This is a genomic window from Enterobacter sp. LM3 (genome assembly GCF_046622475.1).
In the GTDB taxonomy this organism is placed as follows: Bacteria; Pseudomonadota; Gammaproteobacteria; order Enterobacterales; family Enterobacteriaceae; genus Enterobacter; species Enterobacter cloacae_P.
Genome location: NZ_JBJURN010000004.1, coordinates 10616 through 36251, shown reverse-complemented (window position 1 = coordinate 36251; position 25636 = coordinate 10616). Strand labels below are relative to the sequence as shown.

The following is a 25636-nucleotide window of genomic DNA, read 5'->3' as shown; positions in this document are numbered from 1 at the left end:
ACTACATGTAGGGGTTTTGCGATAAGAAAAACGCTATATGGTGAGTATTCTAGTAAGGATTCTTTTCAGCACAAGGGTTGATTTTGACGTTAAATTGAGGTTGTGAAAGGGTAAAAAAGGCTAAGTCCTCGTACCGTAAGGCCTGGAAGACATGTCAATAATTAAGAAAAAAAATTCAAAATTTGATCGAGTGCTGATTTCTTCAACGAGAGGTCAAAATTGCGCAACATGATGTCGCGCAATCTTTATAAGAATATTTGATGACGTTAGTCGTTTTTGGCTGTTGTGTGCAACATATAATTAACATCCACACCCGGCGCGAGCTTAAATTTGTCCGTTAATGGATTGTAATGCAGCCCGGTTATGTGCTGCTCTTTGAGCCACGTCTGGTCAACCCAGCTCAATAACTCAGCAGGCTTAATGAATTTCTTCACGTCGTGTGTACCTTTTGGCACCATGCGCAGCACATACTCCGCACCCACCACGGCCATCAGCCAGGCTTTGCCATTACGGTTGATCGTAGAGAAGAAGACCTGACCGCCAGGCTTAATCAGTTTTGCACAGGCATTGACCACGGACTGCGGGTCGGGTACGTGTTCCAGCATCTCCATGCAGGTCACCACATCGTATTGATGTGCGTGCTTTGCCGCGTGTGCTTCAACGGTTTCCTGCACATATTCCACCTGGACGCCGGATTCCAGCGCATGCAGACGCGCCACCTGCAGCGGTTCAAACCCCATGTCCAGGCCGGTGACGGTTGCCCCTTCACGCGCCATGCTTTCTGCCAGGATGCCGCCGCCGCAGCCAACGTCGAGGACTTTCTTACCGAATAGTCCGCCGGAACGCTCCGCGATATAGCCCAGACGCAGCGGGTTAATGCGGTGCAGAGGTTTAAACTCACCTTCGAGATCCCACCAGCGGGACGCCACCGCTTCGAATTTGGCAATCTCTTCATGGTCAACGTTGTGAGCCACCGGGGATTTTTCGGCATTCATGGACGCTTTTACTCCTTATTTAGCAAGACTTCGGAGTATATCAGCCCGCGCGGGTGAATAAAGCTTATTGGTTTACCTCAATCACCGCGGCTGTGTTATAATTTGCGACCTTTGAATCCGGGATACAGTAGAGGGATAGCGGTTAGATGAGCGACCTTGCGAGAGAAATTACACCGGTTAACATCGAGGAAGAGCTGAAGAGCTCCTATCTGGACTATGCGATGTCGGTCATTGTTGGCCGTGCGCTGCCGGACGTCCGCGATGGCCTGAAGCCGGTACACCGTCGCGTACTATACGCCATGAACGTATTGGGCAATGACTGGAATAAAGCCTACAAAAAATCTGCCCGTGTCGTGGGTGACGTCATCGGTAAATATCACCCGCATGGTGATATTGCCGTGTATGACACCATCGTCCGTATGGCACAGCCATTCTCCTTGCGTTACATGCTGGTAGATGGTCAGGGTAACTTTGGTTCTGTTGATGGCGACTCCGCGGCGGCGATGCGTTATACGGAAATCCGTATGTCGAAAATCGCTCACGAGCTGATGGCCGACCTGGAAAAAGAGACCGTTGATTTCGTCGATAACTACGACGGCACCGAGCGAATCCCTGATGTCATGCCTACCAAGATCCCGAACCTGTTGGTTAACGGTTCGTCAGGTATCGCCGTCGGTATGGCAACCAACATTCCGCCGCACAACATTACGGAAGTGATTAACGGCTGCCTGGCCTATATCGACGATGAAGACATCAGCATTGAAGGGCTGATGGAACACATCCCGGGGCCGGACTTCCCGACGGCGGCGATCATCAACGGTCGTCGTGGTATTGAAGAAGCGTACCGCACCGGTCGCGGCAAGATTTACATCCGTGCCCGCGCTGAAGTGGAAGCGGACGCCAAAACCGGCCGTGAAACCATCATTGTTCACGAGATCCCGTATCAGGTGAACAAGGCGCGTCTGATTGAAAAAATCGCCGAGCTGGTAAAAGAAAAACGTGTTGAAGGTATCAGCGCGCTGCGTGACGAGTCTGACAAAGACGGTATGCGCATCGTGATTGAAATCAAACGCGACGCGGTGGGTGAAGTTGTTCTGAACAACCTGTACTCCCAGACTCAGCTTCAGGTCTCCTTCGGTATCAACATGGTGGCGCTGCACCACGGTCAGCCGAAGATCATGAACCTGAAAGAGATCCTGAGCGCGTTTGTGCGTCACCGCCGTGAAGTGGTGACCCGTCGTACCATCTTCGAACTGCGCAAAGCGCGTGACCGTGCGCATATCCTTGAAGCACTGGCCGTTGCACTGGCAAACATCGACCCAATCATCGAGCTGATTCGCCGTGCGCCAACGCCGGCTGAAGCAAAAGCAGCCCTGATTGCGCGTTCGTGGGATCTGGGCAACGTGGCGGCGATGCTGGAACGTGCGGGCGATAACGCTGCGCGTCCTGAGTGGCTGGAGCCGGAATTCGGCGTGCGTGACGGTCAGTACTACCTGACTGAACAGCAAGCCCAGGCGATTCTGGATCTGCGTCTGCAGAAACTGACCGGCCTTGAGCATGAAAAACTGCTCGACGAATACAAAGAACTGCTGGAGCAGATTGCTGAGTTGCTGCATATCCTCGGTAGCGCAGAGCGCCTGATGGAAGTGATCCGCGAAGAGCTGGAACTGGTACGTGAACAGTTCGGCGATGAGCGTCGCACCGAAATCACCGCGAACAGCTCTGATATCAACATTGAAGATCTGATCAACCGCGAAGATGTGGTGGTCACCCTGTCTCACCAGGGCTATGTGAAGTATCAGCCATTGACCGACTACGAAGCACAGCGTCGTGGCGGTAAAGGCAAATCTGCGGCACGTATTAAAGAAGAAGACTTTATTGACCGTCTGCTGGTGGCGAACACCCATGACACGATCCTCTGCTTCTCAAGCCGTGGTCGTCTGTACTGGATGAAAGTCTATCAGCTGCCGGAAGCGAGCCGTGGCGCGCGTGGTCGTCCAATCGTTAACCTGCTGCCGCTGGAAGCGAACGAACGTATCACCGCCATCCTGCCAGTACGCGAGTACGAAGAAGGCGTAAACGTCTTTATGGCAACCGCCAGCGGTACCGTGAAGAAAACTGCGCTGACCGAGTTCAGCCGTCCACGTTCTGCCGGTATTATCGCGGTGAACCTGAACGAAGGCGACGAGCTGATTGGCGTGGATCTGACCTCCGGTTCTGATGAGGTGATGCTGTTCTCTGCCGCCGGTAAAGTGGTGCGCTTTAAAGAGAACGCAGTGCGCGCAATGGGGCGTACTGCGACCGGCGTTCGCGGCATCAAACTGGCGGGTGAAGACTCTGTTGTTTCCCTGATCGTTCCGCGTGGCGAAGGTGCCATCCTGACCGTGACGCAGAATGGCTACGGTAAACGTACGGCAGAAAGCGAATACCCGACCAAGTCTCGTGGCACGCAAGGCGTTATCTCTATCAAGGTTACCGAGCGCAACGGTTCTGTTGTGGGCGCGGTGCAGGTAGATGATACCGACCAGATTATGATGATCACTGATGCCGGTACGCTGGTGCGTACGCGCGTTTCCGAGATCAGCGTGGTTGGTCGTAACACCCAGGGTGTTATTCTCATCCGTACTGCGGAAGATGAAAACGTCGTGGGTCTGCAACGTGTTGCTGAGCCAGTGGATGACGAAGAGCTCGATTCCATCGACGGTAGCGTAGCGGAAGGTGATGATGACATCGCGCCGGAAGCGGACACTGACGATGATGCAGCGGATGACGCTGACGAGTAATGTCTCCTGATGTAAAAAGGGCCGGATTCCGGCCCTTTTCTTTTGCAGATGCAGATAAGTGAACGTTGCGACCTGGCGCGTTTACCGCTACCTTAACCACATTCTTGTTGACCCCGACGGCGGAGCCTCGCCCCTTTGAAATACCTCGTCTCCTTTCGTACCACGCTGAAAGTCTCTCGCTATCTGTTTCGGGCGCTGGCGCTATTGCTTTGGTTGCTGGTGGCGTTGTTCTCGGTGTTTTACATCGTTAATGCGTTGCACCAGAAAGAATCGGAGATCCGTCAGGAGTTCAACTTAAGCTCCGATCAGGCTCAGCGCTATATTCAGCGAACGTCTGACGTGATGAAGGAACTGAAGTACATTGCCGAAAACCGCCTGACGGCAGAGAACGGCATCCTTGCCATCCGTGGGCGTGATGACAAAACGGAAGTCCCGGATTTCGAGCCGCTGTTCCCGGATTCGGATTGTTCGGCGATGGGCAATGCCTGGCGCGGCTCGCTGGAATCACTCGCGTGGTTTATGCGCTACTGGCGTGACAACTTTTCTGCGGCCTATGACCTGAACCGCGTTTTCCTGATTGGCAGTGAAAACCTCTGTATGGCCGATTTTGGCCTGCGCGATATGCCCGTCGAGCGCGATGATGCGCTAAAGAGCCTGCACGAGCGCATAGTGAAATACCGTAATGCCCCTCAGGATGAACGCAGTAATAATATCTTCTGGATAAGCCAGGGGCCACGCATGGGCGTCGGGTATTTCTATGCCCTGACGCCGGTGTATTTGGGTAATCGCCTGCAGGCATTGATGGGCATTGAACAGACCATCCGCATGGAAAACTTCTTCACGCCGGGCAGCCTGCCGATGGGCGTGACTATTCTGGATGAAAACGGTCATCCCCTGATTTCACTCACCGGGCCAGAGAACCGTTTGCAAGTCGATCCACACTGGATGCAGGAGCGTTCGTGGTTTGGCTACACCTCGGGCTTCCGTGAGCTGGTGTTGAAGAAAAGCTTACCGCCATCGTCGCTGAGTATTGTCTATTCGCTGCCTGTCGATATGGTGCTGGAGCGCATTCGCATTCTGATCCTGAACGCCATTTTGCTGAATGTGCTGGTGGGTATCGTGTTGTTTACACTGGCTCGCATGTACGAGCGGAAGATCTTTATCCCCGCCGAAAATGACGCCCAGAGAATGGAGGAGCACGAGCAGTTTAACCGTAAAATTGTCGCCTCCGCCCCGGTGGGGATCTGTATCCTGCGCACGCAGGACGGCACGAACATCCTCAGTAACGAGCTGGCACATAACTACCTGAACATGCTGACGCATGAAGACAGACAGCGGTTGACGCAGATTATCTGCGGGCAGCAGGTTAACTTTGTGGACGTACTCACCAGCACCCACACTAACCTGCAAATTAGCTTTGTTCACTCGCGTTATCGTAACGAAAACGTGGCGATTTGCGTGCTGGTGGATGTTTCTGCGCGCGTGAAGATGGAGGAGTCATTACAGGATATGGCGCAGGCGGCGGAACAAGCCAGCCAGTCGAAATCCATGTTCCTTGCCACCGTCAGCCACGAATTACGTACTCCGCTGTACGGGATTATCGGTAACCTCGATCTGCTGCAGACCAAAGAACTGCCGAAAGGGGTCGACAGGCTGGTGACGGCGATGAACAACTCCTCAAGCCTGCTGCTGAAAATCATCAGCGATATTCTCGACTTCTCTAAAATTGAGTCCGAGCAGCTGAAAATTGAGCCGCGTGAGTTCTCTCCACGCGAGGTGATGAACCATATCAGCGCCAACTATATGCCGCTGGTGGTGCGTAAGCAGCTGGGACTTTACTGCTTTATCGAACCGGATGTGCCGCTGACGCTACAGGGCGATCCGATGCGCCTGCAACAAGTCATCTCTAACCTGCTCAGCAACGCCATCAAATTTACCGACGTCGGCTGTATTGTGTTGCACGTGTGTCGGGCAGGGGACTACCTGAGTATTCGCGTGCGGGATACGGGAGTGGGTATTCCGGCGAAGGAAGTGGTTCGTCTGTTTGATCCGTTCTTCCAGGTGGGGACCGGTGTGCAGCGTAACTTCCAGGGCACCGGGCTGGGTCTGGCGATCTGTGAGAAGCTGATCAGCATGATGGACGGAGATATCTCCGTGGATACTGAGCCAGGTATGGGAAGCCAGTTCACCATCCGTATTCCGCTCTATTCGGCGCAGTATCCGGCTAAAACAACGGTCGATGGGTTGAGAGGTAAACACTGCTGGCTGGCGGTGCATAACGCATCGCTGAATGATTACCTGACGGCACTGCTCATTCAGAGTGGTGTGGGGGTATCCCGTTATGAAGGTCAGACGCCGGATGCGGATGATATGCTCATCACGGATGGCATGCAGAAACAGACATGGCAGGGACGAGGGACGGTGATCTTCTGTCGTCGTCACATCGGCATTCCGCTTGAGCATGTTCCGGGGGAATGGTTGCATAGTGTGGCAACGCCGCATGAGCTGTTAGGTTTGCTGGCGCACATTTACAGCGTGCAGCTGGAAGACGGCGAGGGCACGGCCGCATTGCCGTCACCGGACTCTCTGACACCGGCGAACGACGATATGATGATTCTGGTGGTGGACGACCATCCTATCAACCGTCGTCTGCTGGCCGACCAGCTTGGTTCATTGGGTTACCAGTGTAAAACCGCCAATGACGGCGTGGATGCGCTGAATGTGCTGAGTAAGAACCATATTGATATTGTGCTCAGCGACGTCAACATGCCGAATATGGACGGTTATCGCCTGACGCAGCGCATTCGTCAGCTTGGGCTGACGCTGCCCGTTGTGGGCGTGACGGCAAATGCTCTGGCGGAAGAGAAACAGCGGTGTCTGGAATCAGGCATGGACAGTTGTCTGTCGAAGCCGGTTACGCTGGACGTTCTCAAACAGACGCTGTCAATTTATGCCGATCGCGTAAGAAAAACGCGGACATAAAAAAGGCCCATAAGGGCCTTTTTTGTTTGTTCTCCCTCTCCCTGTGGGAGAGGGCCGGGGTGAGGGCATCAGGCCGCTCACTCGCTGACGATCAATCCTTGTCCGTTGCACTCAGCGTCACGGAGGAGAGATAGTTCAGCAGGGCAATATCGTTGTCCACACCCAGTTTCATCATCGCGGATTTCTTCTGGCTGCTGATAGTCTTAATGCTGCGGTTCAGTTTCTTGGCAATCTCGGTGACCAGGAAACCTTCAGCGAACAGGCGCAGCACTTCGCTCTCTTTTGGTGACAGGCGTTTGTCACCGTAGCCACCCGCGCTGATTTTTTCCAGCAGACGTGAAACGCTTTCAGGGGTGAACTTCTTGCCTTTCTGCAGTGCTGCAAGTGCTTTTGGCAGATCGGTTGGAGCACCCTGCTTAAGGACAATCCCTTCAATATCCAGATCCAGTACGGCACTCAGGATCGCCGGGTTGTTGTTCATGGTCAGAACGATGATCGAGATGTCCGGGAAATGGCGTTTAATGTATTTGATGAGCGTGATCCCATCACCGTATTTATCCCCGGGCATGGAGAGATCGGTAATGAGAACGTGTGCATCAAGTTTCGGCAGGTTATTGATGAGCGCTGTAGAGTCTTCAAATTCACCGACTACATTCACCCACTCGATCTGTTCAAGTGATTTGCGAATACCGAACAGTACAATCGGATGGTCATCGGCAATAATTACGTTCATATTGTTCATGTATAAGGCTACCTTGCTACAGCAAGCTGTTGACGTAGGCGTCAATGTCGCTGATGTATTTTTCAATGCCAGAGGCATCTTTCTCACGAATTAGATGTTCCAGCGTTTCACATAACTGCTTGCCGGGAACCAGATTAAGCATGGCAAACACCCCTTTAAGCCGGTGTGCTGTCTGTGCCAGCGCCGCGAAATCATTCGCAGCGGACTCAGTATACAACCGCTTAACATCATCTGGTACTGTATCAACAAAGAGTGAATAGTAACCGCTGGCATGCAGTTCGGCGTTTTCATCACCGCCTAACGGGGATTCCGGTATCTCTTCCTGCGCCAGTTGCTCTTCTATAAGTTGTAGTACAGCTTCCTGCATCGCATTGCTCATATTAAAGTTGACGCGCATCTGGCCAGGGCCGATTTTTCGCACGCCTGGCTCATCATCGCTTAAAAGCAAGCCGGAGGCAGTAAGATTAGACGGATTATCAGTTAAAAACAGATCAAATTCTTGACTTGAGAGTCTTTCATCCGGCGTGATGCAGGCTGCGCCCCAGTTTTCTAACTGGCGAACCACGATATTGCGGATCTCATTTGAGGTCACATCGACCATCACCACCACGTCATCCAGCAGGCGTTCTTCATCTTCTTCCTGCGGATTGGCGGTCATTTTAACGTGCAGAGAGTAGCGTGTGCCAAGCGATTCGCGCGCCTTGATGTTCAGGTGGCCACCAAGCTTACGCGCCAGCTGATCGCACAGCCAGAAGGTCAGCGCATTGGCTTTGCCATAATGATCGCTCTGGGTATCGTTCAGGAACGGGAAGTGCAGGTTATCGATCTCACTGACCGTGACGCCTTCGCCAGTGTCCAGAATGCGGAACGTCAGGCGGTCGTCCGTAGATTCGTCGGTGCTGACTTCCAGGGTGATTTTGCCAATCTGGGTGGTGGTTACCGCGTACTGGATCAGCATCAGCAGGATCCGACGAAGGGCTTCGCGATCGCCATGACGTTCGTCATTCGCCGGTAAGGCGTTGTTGATCAGCAGCTGTAGCCCTTTGCGCTTAATGATGGGCAGTACATCCGGAACCACTTCATCGATCAGATTCTGGATGGAGAAGAGCGTTGGGGTGCCTTTCCAGATGTCATTCTCCAGCATGTTCGCAAGCTGGATTTCGTCAACCAGACGAACCAGTGAGTCGGCCTGGCTGGCAAGCTGATGGCTTTCAGCTGTGCTCAACGCCGCCGCCTGTGTGGCCAGCGTTTTAAGCGGTTGCTTGAAAGCATCGCCAATATTTTGCATAAACGCGGCACGGCCCTGCTGGTTTTTCTCATACAGCCTTTGTGCCTGTTTGAGCTTTTTATTCACCAGCACTTCCCTGTCCTGATCGCGGATAACGAAGATTTGTGTGCGGGAAGCCACCTGGCTGCGGAACTGGCGGATTTCATACAGTTCATTATTAATGGTCGCCTGAATCACCCCCTGATGCTGATCCGCCATCGTGGTGATGTTCTGCAGGTTCAGATGTGGCAACAGGTGATCGGCAATTTTATTGCTCATCACCGTACGGTTCGCTTCCTGATCGTGCACGAGCACCCCAAGCGGCAGCACGGAAATAATCTCTTCGTTCAGTGCGCGTAACACGCGTAATTCATTGCTGGTTCCTGCCGGAACTGAAGAGGCGTCACTCTGACGCCCTGGCTGAAAACGGAAGGTGCTGTAGCCAAACAGCGCCAGCGCCAGAAGACCGATATTCAGTAACAGCGGTAACAGGATGTTTTGCAGCGTATCGAGCAGCAATGTACCAAACGGCACTTGCCACACCAGGCGCATGCCGGTTGAGTTCAGCGAAGACGCAATTTCAATCTTCGAGCCGTTAAAGGAGATGGATACACTCTCTACAGCCTCTTTGTCCGGCGTAGTGCGCATATTCTGTGTATTGCTGTCTGGATCAAGGCGGAAACTGTCCAGCGGCATATCCGGGGGGATCAAATCGTTGATGGGCAAGTCGAAGGCCACCACGGTCGCCAGGTGTCCTGGCTGGTTAAACGTGGTGCGTAGGGTAAAGTAATGCCCATTTTGCCAGGCCAGACGGCGCAGCGAAGAGAAGCTCTCGCGTTCATCAAGGGCGTTAGCCTGCTGCAACATTTCTGCCCGGCGGGAGTCGACAATGCTGCCCACTGTGGTTTCTTTAAAGCCGGACGAGAGATCTTTTAGCGGCAACGTGGAGATCAGGATCATGCTGTTGTCCTGACCGTTTAAATAGTACATCGACCACGGCACGGTCTCAGCGCCCCAGAGGGTATCAAGATAGGTTGAAATGCGCTGCGTCATCTCAAGTGTTGCGCTGTCGTGAGAGCCAAAAATGAGGGCCTCCGTCTTACGCTGGGGCTTTTCGAGGTAATAGACATCTTGCTTAAGACGTGTCTCCTGCAGGCCTTCCCCTGAAGATGTCGCCGGGGCCGCAGCGATATTGTCGTAAATCTGCCATGTCGCATAGCGCCAGGTATCAATACGTTTGTGCACGGCATGCGTGATATCAACGATCTGGTAGCTTTTATCCTTCAGCCAGGCGTTAACCGCGCTCTGAACCATAACCCCCATCGTGACTAACAGCACAATGATCAACAGAAGAAAGAAACGGGTGATGCTCCCGGGAAGAAGAGAGAACTTACTTGAGGCGGTGGTTTCAGACTGACTCATTGATATGTTTAACCCGTGATGGCCACGCTTTAAGGGGATAGGGCAGTATAAAGGGTAATAACTGAATTTCCAGCGTCACTGTCTGAGAACAAGCGACTTTTTCCGCCGAGAATATCGGGAGTGCACCTTGCTTTAAACGTGTACAAGCAGGCGGGAGATGTACAAATAAAGGACGATATCAGTCAGGAAATAGCACGAATAAACAAGAAATTAAGTTTGTAGTAATGACGGGCATACGGAAATGATTTCGGCGTAATTTAGTTAATAGTCGTTATTATTTCCATGTGGTAGCACAAAAAAAAGGTATTTACGTAAAGAAAGGTAAAAAAAAAACCGAATGCTCAGCATCCGGTTGAATTAGGGATAAACAGACATTCAAAACTGAATGACGGTAATAAATAAAGTTAATGATGATAGCGGGAGTTATTTTAGAGATGTCAGGTGGTTTTGTTTTGTCATTCAGTGCTGTAAAGATTGTTTTGTTAACTCATTGATTTTTAATGGTGTTTGTTTATTTTTGATTATAAGTGCTATATTTTCAAGCTCTTTGTGCTTTGTAAAAGTTCCCTCAAATTTACAAAATGAAACATCTTTGTTGAAAAATGAAACACCTTCAAAGTTTTCGTATCATATTCGTGTTGGATTATTCTGTAATTTTGAGGAAAATGAACTTGCCGACTGGTTAAGAATGTTTAACCAGTAAGCAGTGGTAATAATAAGGCATATAACAGAGGGTTAATAACATGAAAGTTAAAGTACTGTCCCTCCTGGTACCAGCACTGCTGGTAGCAGGCGCAGCAAATGCGGCTGAAATTTATAACAAAGATGGCAACAAATTAGATCTGTACGGTAAAGTTGATGGTCTGCACTATTTCTCCGACGACAAGAGTGCTGACGGAGATCAGACCTACATGCGTATCGGCTTCAAAGGCGAAACCCAGGTTAACGATCAACTGACGGGTTACGGTCAGTGGGAATACCAGATCCAGGGTAATACGGCTGAAAGCGAAAACAAATCCTGGACTCGTGTGGCGTTTGCGGGTCTGAAATTCGCTGAAGCAGGTTCCTTCGATTACGGCCGTAACTACGGTGTGATCTACGACGTAACGTCCTGGACTGACGTTCTGCCAGAGTTTGGTGGCGATACTTACGGTGCAGATAACTTCCTGCAATCCCGTGCGAACGGCGTAGCGACCTACCGTAACCAGGACTTCTTCGGTCTGGTTGATGGCCTGAACTTTGCTCTGCAGTATCAGGGCAAAAACGGCAGCGTAGATGGTGAAAACAATACGGGTCGTAGCACCCTGAAACAGAACGGTGATGGTTATGGCGCGTCCGTGACCTACAACCTGGGTGCTGGCTTCAGCATTGGTGGTGCGATGGCATCTTCCAAACGTACCTACGATCAGAACAACACTGCAGCACTGGGTAATGGCGACCACGCTGAAGTTTACTCCGGTGGCCTGAAATATGATGCTAACAACATCTATCTGGCAACGCAGTACTCTCAGACCTATAACGCAACCCGTTTCGGTGACTCTCAGAGCAGCAGCGACATCTACGGTTTTGCTAACAAAGCGCAGAACTTCGAAGTGGTTGCTCAGTACCAGTTCGACTTCGGCCTGCGTCCGTCCGTGGCTTACCTGCAGTCTAAAGGTAAAGACATCGAAGGTTACGGCGATCAGGATCTGCTGAAATATGTTGATGTGGGTGCGACTTACTACTTCAACAAAAACATGTCCACCTATGTGGACTACAAAATCAACCTGCTGGATGACAACTCCTTCACCAAACAGGCTGGTATCGGTACTGATGACATCGTAGCGCTGGGTCTGGTTTACCAGTTCTAATTCGCTTCTCAGTATGACAAAGGGGCCGTCTGGCCCCTTTTTTCGTGTCTTTTTTAGGGTCTTACAATTCCCCCGTTTTGGTGTACTCTTGCCGCCCAGGCATGAGGATAATAACGAATGGATATGACTTTTTTACGCGCCAGCTTTCTGGCTACCTTTTTTTTCCTGACAGCATGTGACTCTTCCACACCACCGGCGAAAACGGACGCGCCAGCGGCGACGGTTCTGGAAGGCAAAACGATGGGCACATTCTGGCGCGTCAGCGTGATGAATCTCGATGAGAAACGCGCTGAAGAACTGCGCGGCAAAATTCAGTCGCAACTGGATGCTGACGATCAGCTGCTCTCGACCTATAAAAACGACTCGGCACTGATGCGTTTTAATCTGTCTAAAAGCACCTCCCTCTGGCCGGTGAGCGAAGCGATGGCCGATATCGTGACCGAAGCAATGCGCGTGGGCTACAAAACCAACGGTGCAATGGATGTCACCGTGGGGCCGTTAGTTAACCTGTGGGGGTTTGGCCCCAACAAGCAGCCGCTCACTACACCCGCCCAGGCGGCCATTGACGATGCCCGTGCCCGCACAGGGTTACAGCATCTGACGGTGATCAATCAGTACGGGCAGCAGTATCTGCAAAAAGATATTCCCGATCTGTTTGTCGATCTGTCGACGGTGGGGGAAGGATACGCGGCGGATCACCTTGCGGCGCTGATGACCCAGGAAGGGATCGCGCGTTATCTGGTTTCTGTCGGGGGGGCGTTAGTCAGCCGTGGCATGAACGCCAGTGATAAACCCTGGCGGGTCGCTATTCAAAAACCAACCGACCAGCAAAACGCCGTGCAGGCGATTGTGGATATCAATGGTCATGGTATCAGCACCTCCGGGAGCTACCGTAACTATTACGAACTCGACGGTAAGCGCATTTCGCATGTTATCGATCCGCAAACAGGGCGTCCGATCGAGCATAATCTGGTGTCCGTTACGGTGATTGCCCCAACAGCACTGGAAGCCGATGCCTGGGATACCGGATTGATGGTGCTCGGCACGGAAAAAGCCAAAGAGGTGGTACGCCAGGAAGGACTGGCAGTCTACATGATCACCAAAGAGGCCGACGGCTTTAAAACCTGGAGTTCACCGCAGTTCAACAGCTTCCTGGTGAGCGAAAAAAATTAAAAAGCAAGGTTGCGGGTTTTTCTTCGCTGGCACTCAGGCACGCTGTATGTATGCTTGTAAAAGGAGCTGATGATGAAAAATCCAACCTTTAATACCGATGAGGATCGCTGGCAGGCAGTTCTGGCCCGCGATCTGCGTGCTGATAACCAGTTTGTCTTTGCCGTACAGACGACGGGTATCTTTTGTCGCCCGTCCTGTCGCGCCCGCCACGCGCTGCGTAAAAATGTCCGCTTTTACCCTGATGCTCAACACGCTGTTCTGGCCGGATTCCGCCCGTGTAAGCGCTGTATGCCAGACAAACGTGACCCGCAGGAACAGAAGCTGGCAAAAGTTGAACTGGCCTGTCGTCTTCTGGAGCAGGAGCCCACGCTCACCCTGGAGGCGCTGGCGCAGCAGGTTGCCATCAGCCCATTCCATTTCCACCGCCTGTTTAAGTCCGTGACCGGCATGACGCCCAAAGCCTGGCAGCAGGCGGCGCGGGAGCAACGTCTGCGCCATGCACTGGCACAGGGCGACAACATTACCGAGGCTGTACTGGCAGCAGGGTTTCCTGATAGCAGCAGCTATTACCGTAAAGCCGATGTGGCGCTGGGTATGACGGCGAAACAGTACCGGAAAGGGGATGTTGCCGTGCGTTATGCTGTCAGCGGCTGTTCGCTAGGGCGTTGTCTGGTGGGGGAAAGTGAGCGGGGGATCTGCGCGATATTGCTGGGCGACGACGATGCGACCTTAACAGAGGAACTTCTGACGCTGTTTCCAAAGGCAGAGCAGGAACCACTGGAAGGCGCATTTGCGCAGCGTATCCGCCAGGTGATTGCCAGTATTGATGGCCGTGCGGTACCGCTGACACTTCCGCTGGATATTCGCGGAACCGCTTTTCAGCAACAGGTCTGGCAGGCACTTCGTACCATTCCCTGTGGTGAAACGGCAAGCTATCAGCAGGTCGCGCAGGCGATTGGCAAACCCGCTGCCGTTCGCGCGGTGGCGGGAGCCTGCGCCGCTAACAAACTGGCGATTGTGATCCCCTGTCATCGTGTTGTTCGTAACGACGGGGCACTTTCTGGCTACCGCTGGGGGACGGCGCGAAAGGCGTTATTGCTAACACGTGAGGCGAAGAGCCGGGAGGGGTAATGCTCGATCTTTTTGCAGAGGCTGACCCCTGGCTGGAACCGCTTGCCCCAGGGGCCATGATCCTGCGCCGTTTTGCGCTCTCGCGCGCGGCGGCGCTGCTTGCCGGGATTGATGAGGTTGCGGCTGTCTCGCCATTCCGTCAGATGGTCACGCCGGGCGGTTACACCATGTCGGTGGCGATGACCAACTGCGGTAAGCTGGGCTGGACGACGGACGATCGCGGCTATCTGTACGCCCCCGTTGACCCAATGACCGGCAGCGCCTGGCCTTCTATGCCTGCGGTCTTTCAGGCGCTATGCCACGACGCTGCCGTTGCAGCCGGTTACGCTGACTTTACACCCGATGCGTGCCTGGTGAACCGCTATGCCGTCGGCGCGAAACTCTCGCTGCACCAGGATAAAGATGAACCAGACCTGCGCGCACCTATCATCTCCGTCTCTTTAGGCCTTCCTGCGGTTTTCCAGTTTGGTGGATTGCGTCGCAATGACCCGCTCAAACGTCTGATGCTGGAGCATGGCGATGTGGTGGTGTGGGGCAGGGAATCGAGGCTGTTTTATCACGGCATTCAGCCGCTTAAACCGGGTGTTCATCCGCAGACAGGCGAATTCCGTTTTAACCTGACTTTTCGGCAGGCTGCAGAGAGCACAAAGTGATCCGCGATGCCGTTGCAAGGTCGTCGGCACAAACAACACTCCTCATTAAATTTCACAATTACAATAATTTCGTAACCTTTAAACAATATTTAAAAGTTGTTACCGTTCCCCCGCAGTTTTTTCACCTGCAATTTCTACGCATCAAGCACTATTAAACTAAGGCATAAATGATGAAAAAAATGACTGCCATGCTCTTTTCTCTGGCCGTGGGGCTGAACGCCGTCTCAATGGCGGCGAAAGCAGAGACGCCTAAAGAGCAGGAAACGGACGTCCTTTTAATTGGTGGCGGCATCATGAGCGCCACGCTGGGAACTTATCTGCAAGAACTGCAGCCGGACTGGTCAATGACGATGGTCGAGCGCCTCGATGGCGTGGCACAGGAGAGCTCTAACGGCTGGAACAACGCCGGTACGGGACATTCGGCACTTATGGAACTGAACTATACGCCGCAGAAAAAGGACGGTTCCATTAGTATCGAGAAGGCGGTAGAGATCAACGAAGCATTCCAGGTCTCGCGCCAGTTCTGGTCTCACCAGGTAAACAGCGGCGTGATGCACGATCCGCACTCCTTTATCAACACCGTGCCGCACATGAGCTTTGTGTGGGGCGAACAGAACGTGAACTTCCTGCGCGCCCGTTATGCGGCCCTGCAGCAAAGCACGCTGTTCCGTGGCATGAAATACTCTGAAGATCACGCTCAGATCAAAGAGTGGGCACCGCTGGTGATGGAAGGGCGTGACCCGAATCAGAAAGTGGCGGCGACCCGTACTGAAATCGGTACTGACGTCAACTACGGCGAAATCACCCGTCAGCTGGTGGGTTCTCTGAAGAAAAAAGAGAACTTTAATCTGCAGCTCAGCACCGAAGTCCGTGGCTTCAAGCGTAACGCGGACAACAGCTGGAGCGTGACTGTTGCTGACCTGAAAAACAATGATGCTGAACACGTTATCAAGGCGAAGTTCGTCTTTATTGGCGCGGGCGGTGCGGCACTGAAACTGCTGCAGGAGTCTGGTATTCCTGAAGCGGAAGACTATGCAGGCTTCCCGGTGGGTGGTCAGTTCCTGGTGTCTGACAACCCGGAAGTGGTGAACCGCCACCTGGCGAAAGTGTACGGCCAGGCCTCCGTAGGTGCGCCTCCGATGTCCGTTCCGCACATTGATACCCGTATTCTGGATGGTAAACGCGTGGTACTGTTCGGGCCGTTCGCAACCTTCTCTACCAAGTTCCTGAAAAACGGTTCTCTGTTCGATCTGTTAAGCGCGACCACAACATCCAACTTTAAACCGATGGTTGATGTCGGTCTGGATAACTTCGATCTGGTGAAATACCTGATTAGCCAGGTGATGCTCTCTGATGAAGAACGCTTTGAGGCGCTGAAAGAGTATTACCCGCAGGCGAAGAAAGAAGACTGGCGTTTGTGGCAGGCTGGTCAGCGCGTGCAGATCATCAAACGCGATCCGAAAGAGGGCGGTGTGCTGCGTCTGGGTACCGAAGTGGTGAGCGATAAAGAAGGTACTATCGCCGCGCTGTTGGGGGCTTCACCGGGCGCATCTACTGCGGCACCGATCATGCTGCACCTGATGGAAAAAGTGTTTAAAGATAAAGTTTCCAGCCCGGAATGGCAGGCGAAACTGAAAACCATCATTCCATCCTATGGGACGAAGCTGAATGGTAACGTTGATGCGACGGAACAGGAGCTGGAATACACCAGCCGTGTTCTGCAACTGCAATACGTAAAACCGCAGGCCGCTGATGCGGCACCAAAAGCAGAGCTGAAACCTCAGGCCGTGAACAAACCGGTCGCAGATATCGCGCTGTAATGTAAAAAAAGCCGGGTAAGCGTTAGCGCCACCCGGCTTATTATTAACGCACTACAGCGTGTTCAACGTTTTCTTCCGCCTTCCACACGCGATATTTCACATCGACGTTTTCAGGGGTATAAACCACAATAGGCAGCTTGCTGTTGTAGCGCAGAAGGCTATGATCGCCCAGATACGCGGTCACAAATTTCTTCTCTTTCTTACCGTCCGGGCAAGCCATCATGGTGGAAACCGGAGACATCACTTTATCAAAGACGTAGTAGTCGTAACCCCAACCTTGCAGGGTTTTGCTTTCCAGTTGACCACCCAGGCGATGCTGGTTGCAGTCCACTTCCAGTGTCTGTCCAATTAACAGTTCCACTTTGAAATTCGCTTCATCCTGCTGAGCAGGTAATTGAATCACCTGACGCTTCATGCCTTTTTCTGCTTGCGGATAAGGTGCCACTTTTTCCAGTGGCTGCGCTTTTGAGGTATCGCTGGCGAAAGCACTGGTGCTGGCGCACGCTGCGGCGATCAGGGCAAGGGCAAATTTAGGTGCGTTTTTCACAGTCATTCCTTTATGTCAAAACGATCTTGTTCAGCCTATCATAACGTTGATGAATAAATGGGGTAATTTACTTACATTTTCAAAATGAAAGGTGTAATAAACTGCCTTATTGCTATTGTTTTGGTGTTTTGTTCTGAATTGGAGTCTGGCGGCAGATCGTGTTAGTGTAAGCGATAAATAATGTTATTTATCTGTAAAGGAATGAGAGACATGGTTCGCGCAAAACTGAAGACACCTGAAGGCCGGAAATTTTTACTGGCACTGTTCGTTGTGTTTATGATTGCCGCTGCGGGTGTTGGGCGGGCAACCATTGTCGGCGTCATTGAGCAGTACAACATTCCGCTCTCACAGTGGACTACCAGTATGTATGTCCTGCAGTCGGCGATGATCTTTGTTTACAGCCTGGTATTCACCGTCCTGCTGGCTATTCCGTTGGGGATCTTCTTCCTCGGTGGGCGTGATAACCACCATTAGGCGTGTAGATGCGATAATCAAGCCAGCCTGCGGGTTGGCTTTTTTTTGTCTCAAAGACTGTATTCAGGTTTTTTTAATTCTCCATATCCTATTCTGTAATCAGTTAAGCAACTGTTTTCTGAGCAGGAGTCATTGAATGCTTTCCAGGTTTCCGGTACTCAGCCGGATCCCAAAAGGGGTCTGGGTTGTGGGGGGTGTAAGCATGTTGATGGATATCTCCTCGGAGAGCATTCACAGTCTGCTGCCGCTTTTTATGGTGACAACGCTTGGGACAAGCGTGCTGTTTATTGGTCTGATTGAAGGACTCGCGGAAGCAACTGCACTTTTTATCAAGGTTTTCTCCGGGGCTATCAGCGACTATCTTGGCCAACGCAAAGGTCTGGCGGTGTTGGGATATGGTCTGGGTGCGTTGAGTAAGCCGCTTTTCGCGTTGGCATCCTCTTCTGGTATGGTTTTAAGCGCGCGGCTGATAGACCGTGTAGGGAAGGGGATCCGTGGAGCTCCCCGTGATGCGCTGGTTGCGGACTTTACGCCACCGGATATGCGTGGTGCGGCATTTGGCCTGCGTCAGTCTATGGATACCACGGGCGCATTTCTCGGCCCTCTGCTGGCCGTGAGTTTGATGTTGCTGCTGAACAATGATTTCCGCATTATTTTCTGGATCGCCCTGATCCCCGGCCTGCTTTCCGTCGCACTTCTGTACTTTGGTTTGCAGGAACCGAGATCCCCCATTGAACACAAGCGCACTAACCCCATAAAAAAAGAGAATTTAAAGCGGCTGGGTAAAGATTGCTGGTGGGTGATTGGTCTTGGTGCAGTGTTCACCCTGGCACGCTTTAGCGAGGCTTTTCTCGTCCTTCGCGCGCAACAGTCCGGTGTCCCCCTGGCCCTTATTCCGCTGGTCATGGTGGTAATGAACGTGCTCTATTCTCTGTCGGCGTACCCGTTCGGCAAACTCTCCGATGGCATGAGTCATACCCGGCTACTGCAGTGGGGATTGGTGGTATTGATTGGTGCAGATATTGTGCTGGCGCTGAGCACCCACTGGGTTGGCATTATTGTGGGGGTTGCACTGTGGGGCGTCCATATGGGCATGACGCAGGGGCTTCTGGCGGCAATGGTTGCCAAAACTGCGCCTGCCGACTTACGCGGTACGGCTTTCGGTATTTTTAGTCTGCTCAGTGGTGGTGGATTATTAATTGCCAGCGTTGGTGCCGGGGCAATCTGGGAAACATGGGGGGCAGAATACACGTTTTATGCAGGGGCTGCGATTTGTGTGGCGACGTTGGTTTACCTGCGTAAAACACCGGATCGGCAAGGGGATGTCGATTCTGGGAAATAAAAAAACCAACCATAAAGGTTGGTTTTTTCAGGATTTTTTGGTCGGCACGAGAGGATTTGAACCTCCGACCCCCGACACCCCATGACACCAGTTTAAATCACTTTAAACCCGCATGGTTTCTGGCTTGCAGCTAATTTAACTGTATAAACAAACAGTGTGTTTTATGCATTTTACGCGCTATATACATCAATGAGTTAAGGGGTGGTTTCACCATTTCTTACCCTGCCTTTATCTCACCATGAGGAACCATAACCCAGTCGATATGATTACTTGTATAGATCTTCGTTGATTTAGCATCGCTGTGTGCCATCCTGGCCTGAGGGTCGATTCCCTGACTATCAAATAGGTGTGCAGCAAGAGCCCTTATCTCGTGAAATGTTGGCCGTTCTTCCATTGGCAAATGGTCACATAACCCAAGCTTGTCACGTAGGGCGGAGAACGAACGGCTTAGATAATCTGGCGCTACTTGGGTAGGGTGCGAAACCTCTTTACTGCGTTTGTTATTTCTCTCCGGTATACGGTGCACAACGTAAGGGCTTGCGACACTATCTCTGCTGTCTTCAATAATTCTTTTCAACTCCTCCCCAATAGGGATCGCTACGTGTGATGCCTCTTTCTTCTGCACCTTTTGCCGGTGGATATATAACGTTCCGTAGATACCATTTTCAGGATGTTCAACCCATACACATCCACACACTCCGTTTTTTGGTTCTTTAATTGAATATTTAATTCTGGAAACCTCAAGGCGTGCATGTGTTGTTTGAAGCGCCAGATCCATTGCAGTTCTTAACCATGTTTCAGCTGCATTTCTAATAGCAATAAAAATATCGAATGCAAGGCGCTTACGTTTCTTCTCATCAACCCTTCGCATTTTTTTACGGCTTGCCGGGTTATCCATCATTAACGATTCATCTACTGCGTATGAGAATAGTTTTTTTAGAAAACTGACTTTGCGGTTCTGAACGTTAGCGGATGAGTCGGAATGGTACCGGTTAATAAACTGGTTAACATGCTCAAGTTCAATGTCACAGGAAGAGATATCAACGAAATATTCTTTCACCCTGATCGCGTCATTACGCCAGTCTTCCAGGGTGCTTTGTGATGGTTTTTCATCTGCAATAGCGCGAGACATTATTCTGTCAACATGCTCTGCAAACGGTTTAGCTTCACCATTAAAGCCGCCAGAGTCCCGGATTAAGCTCTCAACAGATGGTGCTGTCTCTGGGCGCATTCTCAGGTTGTACTCTTTTGCTATAGCTATGGCCATAACACGGTCGGTACCAATACTTTTACGTTTCCCAGTTATGAGGGTAAAGCGATACTGACCCGTAGCTTTATCGAAAAGCAGGAAGTCAGGGAGATTTCTATTCTCCCTTTTACGTGGTCTTGCGGCCATGTTAATCCTCTTGAATTAACCGACGAACCATCTCACTGACCATTGAATCAACTCCCCACTTTTCCGAAGAGCTGACCAGGATCGCGCCATCAACTATACGGCCCTGAAGTTTGCCGTTTTCTATCCAGCGCTTGATAGTTCTATTATCTGGTAATGAGCCTGCTTCAAACTCTCGTTTTTTCCACTGGCTCGCCTTCATCAACTTGGCCATGCGTTTCTCTCCACTTAACCGGCTGCACCCGGTATTTATTTATAGAACACACACGATGAACACCCACCTCTGAGTCCATCATTGCATGTGAGACATCTTTTTGTTTCAGTACGGTAAAGCTGGTTGACCATTTCCTTAGGCATAAGAACCGGCATCGGCACGCGGATAACCAGCTTACGGAGCCTGTCTATTTCGGCTGCGTGCTCCATCGCGATATCTTTCCAGTCCTGCGCTTCTGCTTTCCACCATGCTAAATCGACTTTGTGGCGGCGCGAGCGACGCTGTTTGAGTTTACTGGTCATGGTTGTGCCCAGTTATCTTCGATTGCCACCCCCAGACGATGAAGCCAGTCTGCAAGTTTCAACATAGACTCTCTGTCGCTCAGCCCACTGGGGAAATCGTCCAGTGCGACTACAGGTTTAAATGCTCCATGACGGTCGCGCTCTACGGTAACGTATTGTTCCAGGGTTGTTTTGCTAACGCTGGATGTGTGCCTTACGAGATACTTTGAGGACCTGTCATGCGCACCGGGGTCATATTTGTACTCAACAAGTGTCATGCTGCTGCGCCGTGAGTCTATGCCGAGGAAGTCGAGCAAGTTAGCCATGCTCACTCTCCTTTAGCTGTGCCGGCAGTAAGCATCGCCGCGCGCGCCTGAATGTCGTCTTTTGCTATGCTCTCCCACTTGTCACCATATTTCAGGTAAAGGTCGAGGAACCAATAGATAACGGCAGCCTGTTCGTGTTCAGCCTTTCTGCGGATATGCTGCCCGCCTTTACGAAGCAATTCAGCCAGGTGCGCGCAGGTGAAGTTAGGTCGCCCGAGGATGGAAACCAAATCATCATTAAGTGGTGGCAGAGCAAAAAATTCACCAGAAAGCTCAGCAATCCGCTTCTCTGCTGCGCCAAGCGCTTTGCCGAGTTCGCTGTTTTTCTTCTCCAGTGATTCGATGCGATCTTCTTGCTGGTTGATATGGTCGTCTTGGGCGGCGTTTGCGCGATTAGCCTTCTCCAGGCGATCCAGCAATGTGCGTATCTCACGCTGCTGAAATGCTATCGTGGCGTCTTTGGCTTCCAGCTCATCCAGCAGCGCACGAATTACATCAGCTGCTTTCTGGCACTGATCAACAATGCTCACGTCACAACCGGTATCGAAACCGTCTTCAGTTTCAAAGCGAAGCTCTACAGAGTCACCGTCGATATCTGAAGGTTCTAACCCGGCAATGTTTTCCAGAATGCCTATAGTGCTTTCTGCGCTATCACGCAAAGCCTGTTTGTCGATGTTGCTCATTGGGCAGCCTCCGGTGGATAACAATCATCATCGAAATATTTCTCTGCAACACGCATGTTGAAGTGGTCGACGTTCATCTCAGCCACCTGGAGTTTTGCTCCAACAATACCAGTGCAACGATTGACGTAATTCCGGTTTTCCTGGTCTTCCGCAACCCATTCAATAAGGTCCTCTGCCACGCGTTTTAAGCAGCGCAAAGCGCAGTCCATATCAGTAAAGTGCTGAGCGACTGTGACACAGGAGACAACGTAATACGTGGTAACTTTTGGCCCATCAGCGCGCCGTTTAAGCTCTCTTTCGACAGCGTTTTTCAGGTCAGTCAGCTGATGGTCATTGAGTTTCTCGACTTCTTTGCTCATGACTGCACTCCTTTTTTCTGCTTGTTGTATACAGCCCAACTCAGAGCATCGAGCTTGTCGCGTCCTGATTTGTCGTACATGTGGATGCCATCGCTACATGCATGTTCCTGCTTCACCTGCTCTTCGAGAGCGCTTATCTCTTCGTAAGACAGGGTTGCCAGTTTGAGGCGATTCCAGCCGAAGTTACGGATGCGCGTCATGCCGCACCGCCTTTGCGAAGCTGGGCGATGGATTCATTTAACTTGTCGCGAATAACCTCAAGCCCTTCAGCACTACTGCTGGCGATGACAAACACGGAATCAACCTGCTCAGCGGTCTTTCCACGAGTCCACTCGTAACTCGTGCCAACGCCACCAGTTTTCTCACGAACTGGAGCGAAATTAATTCCGGCATCACCATTTTCGAACGTCACCGCCCCAACCATCACATCACCATTGCCAAAATGGGCGTGAATGCTGCCGTGCTGGAAAGAGAATCCGCGCTTACTTGCGTACTCGGTAACACCCTGCGCCCGCACTTCAGCCAGGAAAGCGTCCGTCGCTGGGGTTTCCTTCATGACATAGACGGAATCCTCTCCAGCCTCATGACCGCAGATGTAACCGTGCAGCACTGGTTGATACGTCTCACGGCCAAACAGCCCGAGGCGCTCACCCAATTCCTGAATATCAGCGCCATCCAGAGATGCACCATCAGCCGCAGCACGAAAACAGGTTTTGACAAAATCCTTCAGCCCCGCATTCTCAGCAGCCAGCGCTGCCACATCCGAGCGAACCTTACGGAGTTCAAGAACAGCAACCTGAACTGCATAAGCGAACATAGCGGAAGGGCGGTTACAATCTGTCTCAGCATCGCGCTGCATTTTCACTGCAACCGTCATCAATTCATCCATCTGTTCGCCGGTCATTGGTTTATTGGCTGTCATGATTTTGCTCCTGCTGCAGTTTGTGCTGTTTAACGAAGTGGGCCACAGCCTTTGACTGGCTGGTGACAATGGTTTTGTCACCCATGTCCAGCCAGACGGTTTTACCGCGATACAGTGAGGCCCGACCAATGTCCTTACCATCGAGCATTACATACAGACTTCGTCCGCGAATTTCTGTTGTCGGGACTGGCTGTGAAAGGCGATATAGCTCACGTGCTTCAGTAATGGCTTTGTGCTCATCCATAATCGACAGCGCTTCAGCCAGGGCTGTACCTTCAAGAGTGAAAACACCTTCATCGCTGATTGCGGCCTGAGCCATCAGTTCGACGAAACGGCGTGCGTTCTTGATGCTGAGTTCTGGTGCGATAGAGCTGCGGGTAACTTTCGTTTTACCCTGGGCGGCTGCGACTGCTTTATCGTGCTGGAGAACCTCACCGGCCTGTTCGCCATACTCACGAACTCGGTCAACGGCTACATCAACAGACACCGCACCGGATTTAACTTCCTGCTGTACGTCATGGTTTGCTGTACTGAGGAGTAATAACTTCTCGACGGTGGCCACGGACTTATTAACCAGCTTCGCAATCTCGCTGGTGGTCTGGTTGAAAGCGTTATGCAGCTCCTGAATAACTGCAGCCTGCTCCATATCGGAGAGCGGGAGCTGGTTGTTACTGGTCATAATGCGAGCCAGGCGCTGAACATCGTTACCGTTGAACGGCATGATGTGGATGCGGTCTACTGGCTTACCAGCTTCAGCGCAGCGTGCATAGCAGCGACGGCGGCGGTGGCCTTCAACAACCCATACACCACCTTCATCACGGGCGATAACTTCCAGCGGTGGAACTGATCCTCCGTTCATCAGGTAGTTGAACAGGTCATCATCAGCCTGGCGGGTGCGCTCATCATCTTCACGCTTGTTGAAACCTTCACGAACGTGAATATCTGAAAGAGCGATAAACATCCCTGTATCGGTGCGTTTGATAGTCCCGTCACGGGTCATTTGCTTGAATGAGTTAGCCATTAGAGAGCAACCTCGTTTTTCAGGGAAATGACAACCGGGGACAGTTCACGTAGCTCTCTCTGAGCTTCCAGTAGATGCATATTGGTTCTGGCCTTAGTGTGACGTTCGACAATGCGGTCGCACTCTTTTGCCCAGCTCGCTACATCTTGACGAAGGGTAGTGTTCTGTTCAGCCAGTTCCTTACGCTGCGCCAACGCTTCACAGAGCGCGACGCTGGTAACATCAAGACGCGTAGCCAGTTCGTTAACCATCCAACCGTAAGCGGCTGGAAGGAGAGGGGCTGCTTTGCGAGCTGCGTCGATAAGCTGCTCTCTGGTCATGCGTGGTTGTAACTCGGTGACGTTCTGTGTGTTCGTCATGGATAGTTTCTCCGTGTTATATGCGCTCTGCACAGCGCTAAATTCTTGGCCTTACAACTTAGAAGAGGCCACCTTGGTCTTTAGGGGAGGTTCGTTTCCGCCTGGTAACTTCAGCCTTTGAAACCTGTTTGTCTGCCCAGGCTTTTGCATGCCTCATTACATCGTCGAAAATCGCACCCTTCTTACTGGCCTGTGACATACGCTTATATAAATCAAGTGCTTGCCATGCCCCCCCCTGAGCCACCGAAGAGGAAAAGCCTTGTTTCATAAGCTGTTCCCTCACGTTTTTCTCAATAAATTCGAGGTGGTTCATCGTTCCTCCAGTGGAAATATCCGCTGAATTTTGGTTGCACGAATCCCTCGCCAGATGGCGACAAAAAATAAATGGGTTTCGTTTTAGTAAGCACCCGAACTCGGGCACTTAGTGAAACGGGCGGCTGCAACCACCTGTTAGCTTCTCCACAATTGGGAGCGCGTTCTCCTGAGGTTGATTTAACGACTGAGGCCTCTCAAGGAACCGGCTGAACGCGCTTTCAGTTGTGAAAAGGGGCGGTCGACATTAAGGGATTTCAAACTGCCGACCGCCAAGACTACACACAGCATCTGGTACAGCTACTACGGGTCTACCACATCGAAAAGAGCACTACCGCGTTCTGCCGTTCCATCCTGGCTTTTGGTACTGCTACGGCTGCGAGATGTTTTTTGCATGCCAGCGCTCTTTTAGTTATGGCCTCGTCTCTTCCGAGTTGTCACACCGTATCGCCGCGATGGTGAATCGCTGGTTCGTGCATATGAAACGAGGCTTGCACATTCCGGCTACCCGCTGGATCGGGATACTGCCTAAGGAATCCCCGGACCGCTGCGGCACATGTGCCATATGCCGTACTGCTACTTCTT

At 51.8% G+C, this 25636-nt stretch carries 24 protein-coding genes; 9 read left to right on the top strand and 15 right to left on the bottom strand.

The window, feature by feature from the left end:
* Positions 1 to 266: 266 nt before the first annotated feature.
* The gene (gene ubiG, locus ACJ9N4_RS06220) at positions 267 to 995 is read right to left on the bottom strand and encodes a bifunctional 2-polyprenyl-6-hydroxyphenol methylase/3-demethylubiquinol 3-O-methyltransferase UbiG (RefSeq protein WP_411500350.1); all 729 of its coding nucleotides are present in this window, start codon (positions 993 to 995) and stop codon (positions 267 to 269) included.
* A gap of 146 nt (positions 996 to 1141) precedes the next feature.
* On the opposite strand from ubiG, the gene gyrA reads away from it, so the two are divergent.
* Together gyrA and rcsC are read left to right on the top strand one after the other, a co-directional pair.
* The gene (gyrA, locus tag ACJ9N4_RS06215; protein ID WP_182272099.1) at positions 1142 to 3778 is read left to right on the top strand and encodes a DNA topoisomerase (ATP-hydrolyzing) subunit A; all 2637 of its coding nucleotides are present in this window, start codon (positions 1142 to 1144) and stop codon (positions 3776 to 3778) included.
* Positions 3779 to 3913: 135 nt separating this feature from the next.
* Positions 3914 to 6760, top strand: a complete 2847-nt coding sequence (gene rcsC / locus ACJ9N4_RS06210; protein WP_411500349.1) for a two-component system sensor histidine kinase RcsC — start codon at positions 3914 to 3916, stop codon at positions 6758 to 6760.
* Positions 6761 to 6851: 91 nt separating this feature from the next.
* Here rcsC and rcsB read toward each other — a convergent pair whose 3' ends face one another.
* Together rcsB and rcsD are read right to left on the bottom strand one after the other, a co-directional pair.
* Positions 6852 to 7502: a response regulator transcription factor RcsB gene (rcsB, locus tag ACJ9N4_RS06205; protein ID WP_003859405.1), complete on the bottom strand. Its 651-nt coding sequence runs from the start codon at positions 7500 to 7502 to the stop codon at positions 6852 to 6854.
* 16 nt (positions 7503 to 7518) lie between these two features.
* Complete coding sequence (gene rcsD / locus ACJ9N4_RS06200) at positions 7519 to 10191, bottom strand: phosphotransferase RcsD (RefSeq protein ID WP_182272097.1); 2673 nt, start codon at positions 10189 to 10191, stop codon at positions 7519 to 7521.
* Between the two features lie 743 nt (positions 10192 to 10934).
* On the opposite strand from rcsD, the gene ACJ9N4_RS06195 reads away from it, so the two are divergent.
* The 5 genes from ACJ9N4_RS06195 (at position 10935) to mqo (ending at position 16818) form a co-directional block, all read left to right on the top strand.
* Entirely contained in the window at positions 10935 to 12041 is a 1107-nt protein-coding gene (locus tag ACJ9N4_RS06195; protein ID WP_182272096.1) for a porin OmpC, read from the top strand.
* Positions 12042 to 12158: 117 nt separating this feature from the next.
* Positions 12159 to 13214 carry an FAD:protein FMN transferase ApbE gene (gene apbE, locus ACJ9N4_RS06190; protein WP_182918695.1) on the top strand — a complete coding sequence of 352 codons (1056 nt, stop codon included), beginning with the start codon at positions 12159 to 12161 and terminating at the stop codon, positions 13212 to 13214.
* A gap of 72 nt (positions 13215 to 13286) precedes the next feature.
* Complete coding sequence (gene ada, locus ACJ9N4_RS06185; protein ID WP_182920051.1) at positions 13287 to 14345, top strand: bifunctional DNA-binding transcriptional regulator/O6-methylguanine-DNA methyltransferase Ada; 1059 nt, start codon at positions 13287 to 13289, stop codon at positions 14343 to 14345.
* Positions 14345 to 14998, top strand: a complete 654-nt coding sequence (alkB, locus tag ACJ9N4_RS06180; protein WP_182918694.1) for a DNA oxidative demethylase AlkB — start codon at positions 14345 to 14347, stop codon at positions 14996 to 14998. Before ada ends, alkB begins: the two co-directional genes overlap by 1 nt.
* A 170-nt stretch (positions 14999 to 15168) precedes the next feature.
* The gene (gene mqo, locus ACJ9N4_RS06175) at positions 15169 to 16818 is read left to right on the top strand and encodes a malate dehydrogenase (quinone) (protein ID WP_182920050.1); all 1650 of its coding nucleotides are present in this window, start codon (positions 15169 to 15171) and stop codon (positions 16816 to 16818) included.
* Positions 16819 to 16861: 43 nt separating this feature from the next.
* On the opposite strand, the gene eco is transcribed toward mqo, so the two are convergent.
* On the bottom strand, positions 16862 to 17371 hold the full coding sequence (eco, locus tag ACJ9N4_RS06170; RefSeq protein WP_182272092.1) for a serine protease inhibitor ecotin: 510 nt from the start codon (positions 17369 to 17371) through the stop codon (positions 16862 to 16864).
* A 204-nt stretch (positions 17372 to 17575) separates the two neighbouring features.
* Here eco and ACJ9N4_RS06165 point away from each other — a divergent pair, with 204 nt between their 5' ends.
* A complete protein-coding gene (locus ACJ9N4_RS06165; RefSeq protein WP_182272091.1) occupies positions 17576 to 17839 on the top strand; it encodes a DUF2534 family protein in 264 nt (87 codons plus the stop codon).
* Positions 17840 to 17975: 136 nt separating this feature from the next.
* Positions 17976 to 19181 carry an MFS transporter gene (locus ACJ9N4_RS06160; protein WP_182918693.1) on the top strand — a complete coding sequence of 402 codons (1206 nt, stop codon included), beginning with the start codon at positions 17976 to 17978 and terminating at the stop codon, positions 19179 to 19181.
* 217 nt (positions 19182 to 19398) lie between these two features.
* Here ACJ9N4_RS06160 and ACJ9N4_RS06155 read toward each other — a convergent pair whose 3' ends face one another.
* Genes ACJ9N4_RS06155 through ACJ9N4_RS06105 form a run of 11 tightly spaced genes read right to left on the bottom strand, consistent with a single transcriptional unit; the run spans position 19399 to position 25052 of the window.
* Entirely contained in the window at positions 19399 to 20577 is a 1179-nt protein-coding gene (locus ACJ9N4_RS06155) for a phage integrase Arm DNA-binding domain-containing protein (protein WP_411500348.1), read from the bottom strand.
* Between the two features lies 1 nt (position 20578).
* Positions 20579 to 20788 (bottom strand): hypothetical protein, encoded by a 210-nt coding sequence (locus ACJ9N4_RS06150; RefSeq protein ID WP_182061821.1) that lies wholly within the window; start codon positions 20786 to 20788, stop codon positions 20579 to 20581.
* A gap of 35 nt (positions 20789 to 20823) precedes the next feature.
* Positions 20824 to 21090 (bottom strand): hypothetical protein, encoded by a 267-nt coding sequence (locus ACJ9N4_RS06145; RefSeq protein WP_411500347.1) that lies wholly within the window; start codon positions 21088 to 21090, stop codon positions 20824 to 20826.
* Positions 21087 to 21395 carry a hypothetical protein gene (locus ACJ9N4_RS06140; protein WP_411500346.1) on the bottom strand — a complete coding sequence of 103 codons (309 nt, stop codon included), beginning with the start codon at positions 21393 to 21395 and terminating at the stop codon, positions 21087 to 21089. The genes ACJ9N4_RS06145 and ACJ9N4_RS06140 overlap by 4 nt, the downstream gene beginning before the upstream one ends.
* Positions 21396 to 21397: 2 nt before the next feature.
* A complete protein-coding gene (locus ACJ9N4_RS06135) occupies positions 21398 to 22078 on the bottom strand; it encodes an ead/Ea22-like family protein (RefSeq protein WP_411500345.1) in 681 nt (226 codons plus the stop codon).
* Positions 22075 to 22437 carry a DUF5448 family protein gene (locus ACJ9N4_RS06130; RefSeq protein WP_411500344.1) on the bottom strand — a complete coding sequence of 121 codons (363 nt, stop codon included), beginning with the start codon at positions 22435 to 22437 and terminating at the stop codon, positions 22075 to 22077. Before ACJ9N4_RS06130 ends, ACJ9N4_RS06135 begins: the two co-directional genes overlap by 4 nt.
* Positions 22434 to 22637 carry a hypothetical protein gene (locus ACJ9N4_RS06125; RefSeq protein WP_411500343.1) on the bottom strand — a complete coding sequence of 68 codons (204 nt, stop codon included), beginning with the start codon at positions 22635 to 22637 and terminating at the stop codon, positions 22434 to 22436. The genes ACJ9N4_RS06130 and ACJ9N4_RS06125 overlap by 4 nt, the downstream gene beginning before the upstream one ends.
* On the bottom strand, positions 22634 to 23359 hold the full coding sequence (locus ACJ9N4_RS06120) for a hypothetical protein (RefSeq protein ID WP_411500342.1): 726 nt from the start codon (positions 23357 to 23359) through the stop codon (positions 22634 to 22636). The genes ACJ9N4_RS06125 and ACJ9N4_RS06120 overlap by 4 nt, the downstream gene beginning before the upstream one ends.
* Complete coding sequence (locus ACJ9N4_RS06115; RefSeq protein WP_411500341.1) at positions 23346 to 24380, bottom strand: chromosome partitioning protein ParB; 1035 nt, start codon at positions 24378 to 24380, stop codon at positions 23346 to 23348. Before ACJ9N4_RS06115 ends, ACJ9N4_RS06120 begins: the two co-directional genes overlap by 14 nt.
* Entirely contained in the window at positions 24380 to 24739 is a 360-nt protein-coding gene (locus ACJ9N4_RS06110) for a hypothetical protein (protein WP_411500340.1), read from the bottom strand. Before ACJ9N4_RS06110 ends, ACJ9N4_RS06115 begins: the two co-directional genes overlap by 1 nt.
* A 58-nt stretch (positions 24740 to 24797) precedes the next feature.
* On the bottom strand, positions 24798 to 25052 hold the full coding sequence (locus ACJ9N4_RS06105; RefSeq protein WP_411500339.1) for a hypothetical protein: 255 nt from the start codon (positions 25050 to 25052) through the stop codon (positions 24798 to 24800).
* Positions 25053 to 25636: the final 584 nt, after the last annotated feature.

Bases quoted from the DNA above. Each gene is read 5' to 3' on its own strand.
- ACJ9N4_RS06160 (WP_182918693.1), top strand. From the start codon at position 17,976: ATGCTTTCCAGGTTTCCGGTACTCAGCCGGATCCCAAAAGGGGTCTGG.
- ACJ9N4_RS06130 (WP_411500344.1), bottom strand. From the start codon at position 22,437: ATGAGCAAAGAAGTCGAGAAACTCAATGACCATCAGCTGACTGACCTG.
- ACJ9N4_RS06150 (WP_182061821.1), bottom strand. From the start codon at position 20,788: ATGGCCAAGTTGATGAAGGCGAGCCAGTGGAAAAAACGAGAGTTTGAA.
- ada (WP_182920051.1), top strand. From the start codon at position 13,287: ATGAAAAATCCAACCTTTAATACCGATGAGGATCGCTGGCAGGCAGTT.
- ACJ9N4_RS06135 (WP_411500345.1), bottom strand. From the start codon at position 22,078: ATGAGCAACATCGACAAACAGGCTTTGCGTGATAGCGCAGAAAGCACT.
- gyrA (WP_182272099.1), top strand. From the start codon at position 1,142: ATGAGCGACCTTGCGAGAGAAATTACACCGGTTAACATCGAGGAAGAG.
- eco (WP_182272092.1), bottom strand. From the start codon at position 17,371: ATGACTGTGAAAAACGCACCTAAATTTGCCCTTGCCCTGATCGCCGCA.
- ubiG (WP_411500350.1), bottom strand. From the start codon at position 995: ATGAATGCCGAAAAATCCCCGGTGGCTCACAACGTTGACCATGAAGAG.
- ACJ9N4_RS06165 (WP_182272091.1), top strand. From the start codon at position 17,576: ATGGTTCGCGCAAAACTGAAGACACCTGAAGGCCGGAAATTTTTACTG.
- ACJ9N4_RS06125 (WP_411500343.1), bottom strand. From the start codon at position 22,637: ATGACGCGCATCCGTAACTTCGGCTGGAATCGCCTCAAACTGGCAACC.
- rcsD (WP_182272097.1), bottom strand. From the start codon at position 10,191: ATGAGTCAGTCTGAAACCACCGCCTCAAGTAAGTTCTCTCTTCTTCCC.
- ACJ9N4_RS06110 (WP_411500340.1), bottom strand. From the start codon at position 24,739: ATGACGAACACACAGAACGTCACCGAGTTACAACCACGCATGACCAGA.
- mqo (WP_182920050.1), top strand. From the start codon at position 15,169: ATGAAAAAAATGACTGCCATGCTCTTTTCTCTGGCCGTGGGGCTGAAC.
- ACJ9N4_RS06140 (WP_411500346.1), bottom strand. From the start codon at position 21,395: ATGGCTAACTTGCTCGACTTCCTCGGCATAGACTCACGGCGCAGCAGC.
- apbE (WP_182918695.1), top strand. From the start codon at position 12,159: ATGGATATGACTTTTTTACGCGCCAGCTTTCTGGCTACCTTTTTTTTC.
- alkB (WP_182918694.1), top strand. From the start codon at position 14,345: ATGCTCGATCTTTTTGCAGAGGCTGACCCCTGGCTGGAACCGCTTGCC.
- ACJ9N4_RS06155 (WP_411500348.1), bottom strand. From the start codon at position 20,577: ATGGCCGCAAGACCACGTAAAAGGGAGAATAGAAATCTCCCTGACTTC.
- ACJ9N4_RS06115 (WP_411500341.1), bottom strand. From the start codon at position 24,380: ATGGCTAACTCATTCAAGCAAATGACCCGTGACGGGACTATCAAACGC.
- ACJ9N4_RS06105 (WP_411500339.1), bottom strand. From the start codon at position 25,052: ATGAACCACCTCGAATTTATTGAGAAAAACGTGAGGGAACAGCTTATG.
- ACJ9N4_RS06120 (WP_411500342.1), bottom strand. From the start codon at position 23,359: ATGACAGCCAATAAACCAATGACCGGCGAACAGATGGATGAATTGATG.
- rcsB (WP_003859405.1), bottom strand. From the start codon at position 7,502: ATGAACAATATGAACGTAATTATTGCCGATGACCATCCGATTGTACTG.
- ACJ9N4_RS06195 (WP_182272096.1), top strand. From the start codon at position 10,935: ATGAAAGTTAAAGTACTGTCCCTCCTGGTACCAGCACTGCTGGTAGCA.
- ACJ9N4_RS06145 (WP_411500347.1), bottom strand. From the start codon at position 21,090: ATGACCAGTAAACTCAAACAGCGTCGCTCGCGCCGCCACAAAGTCGAT.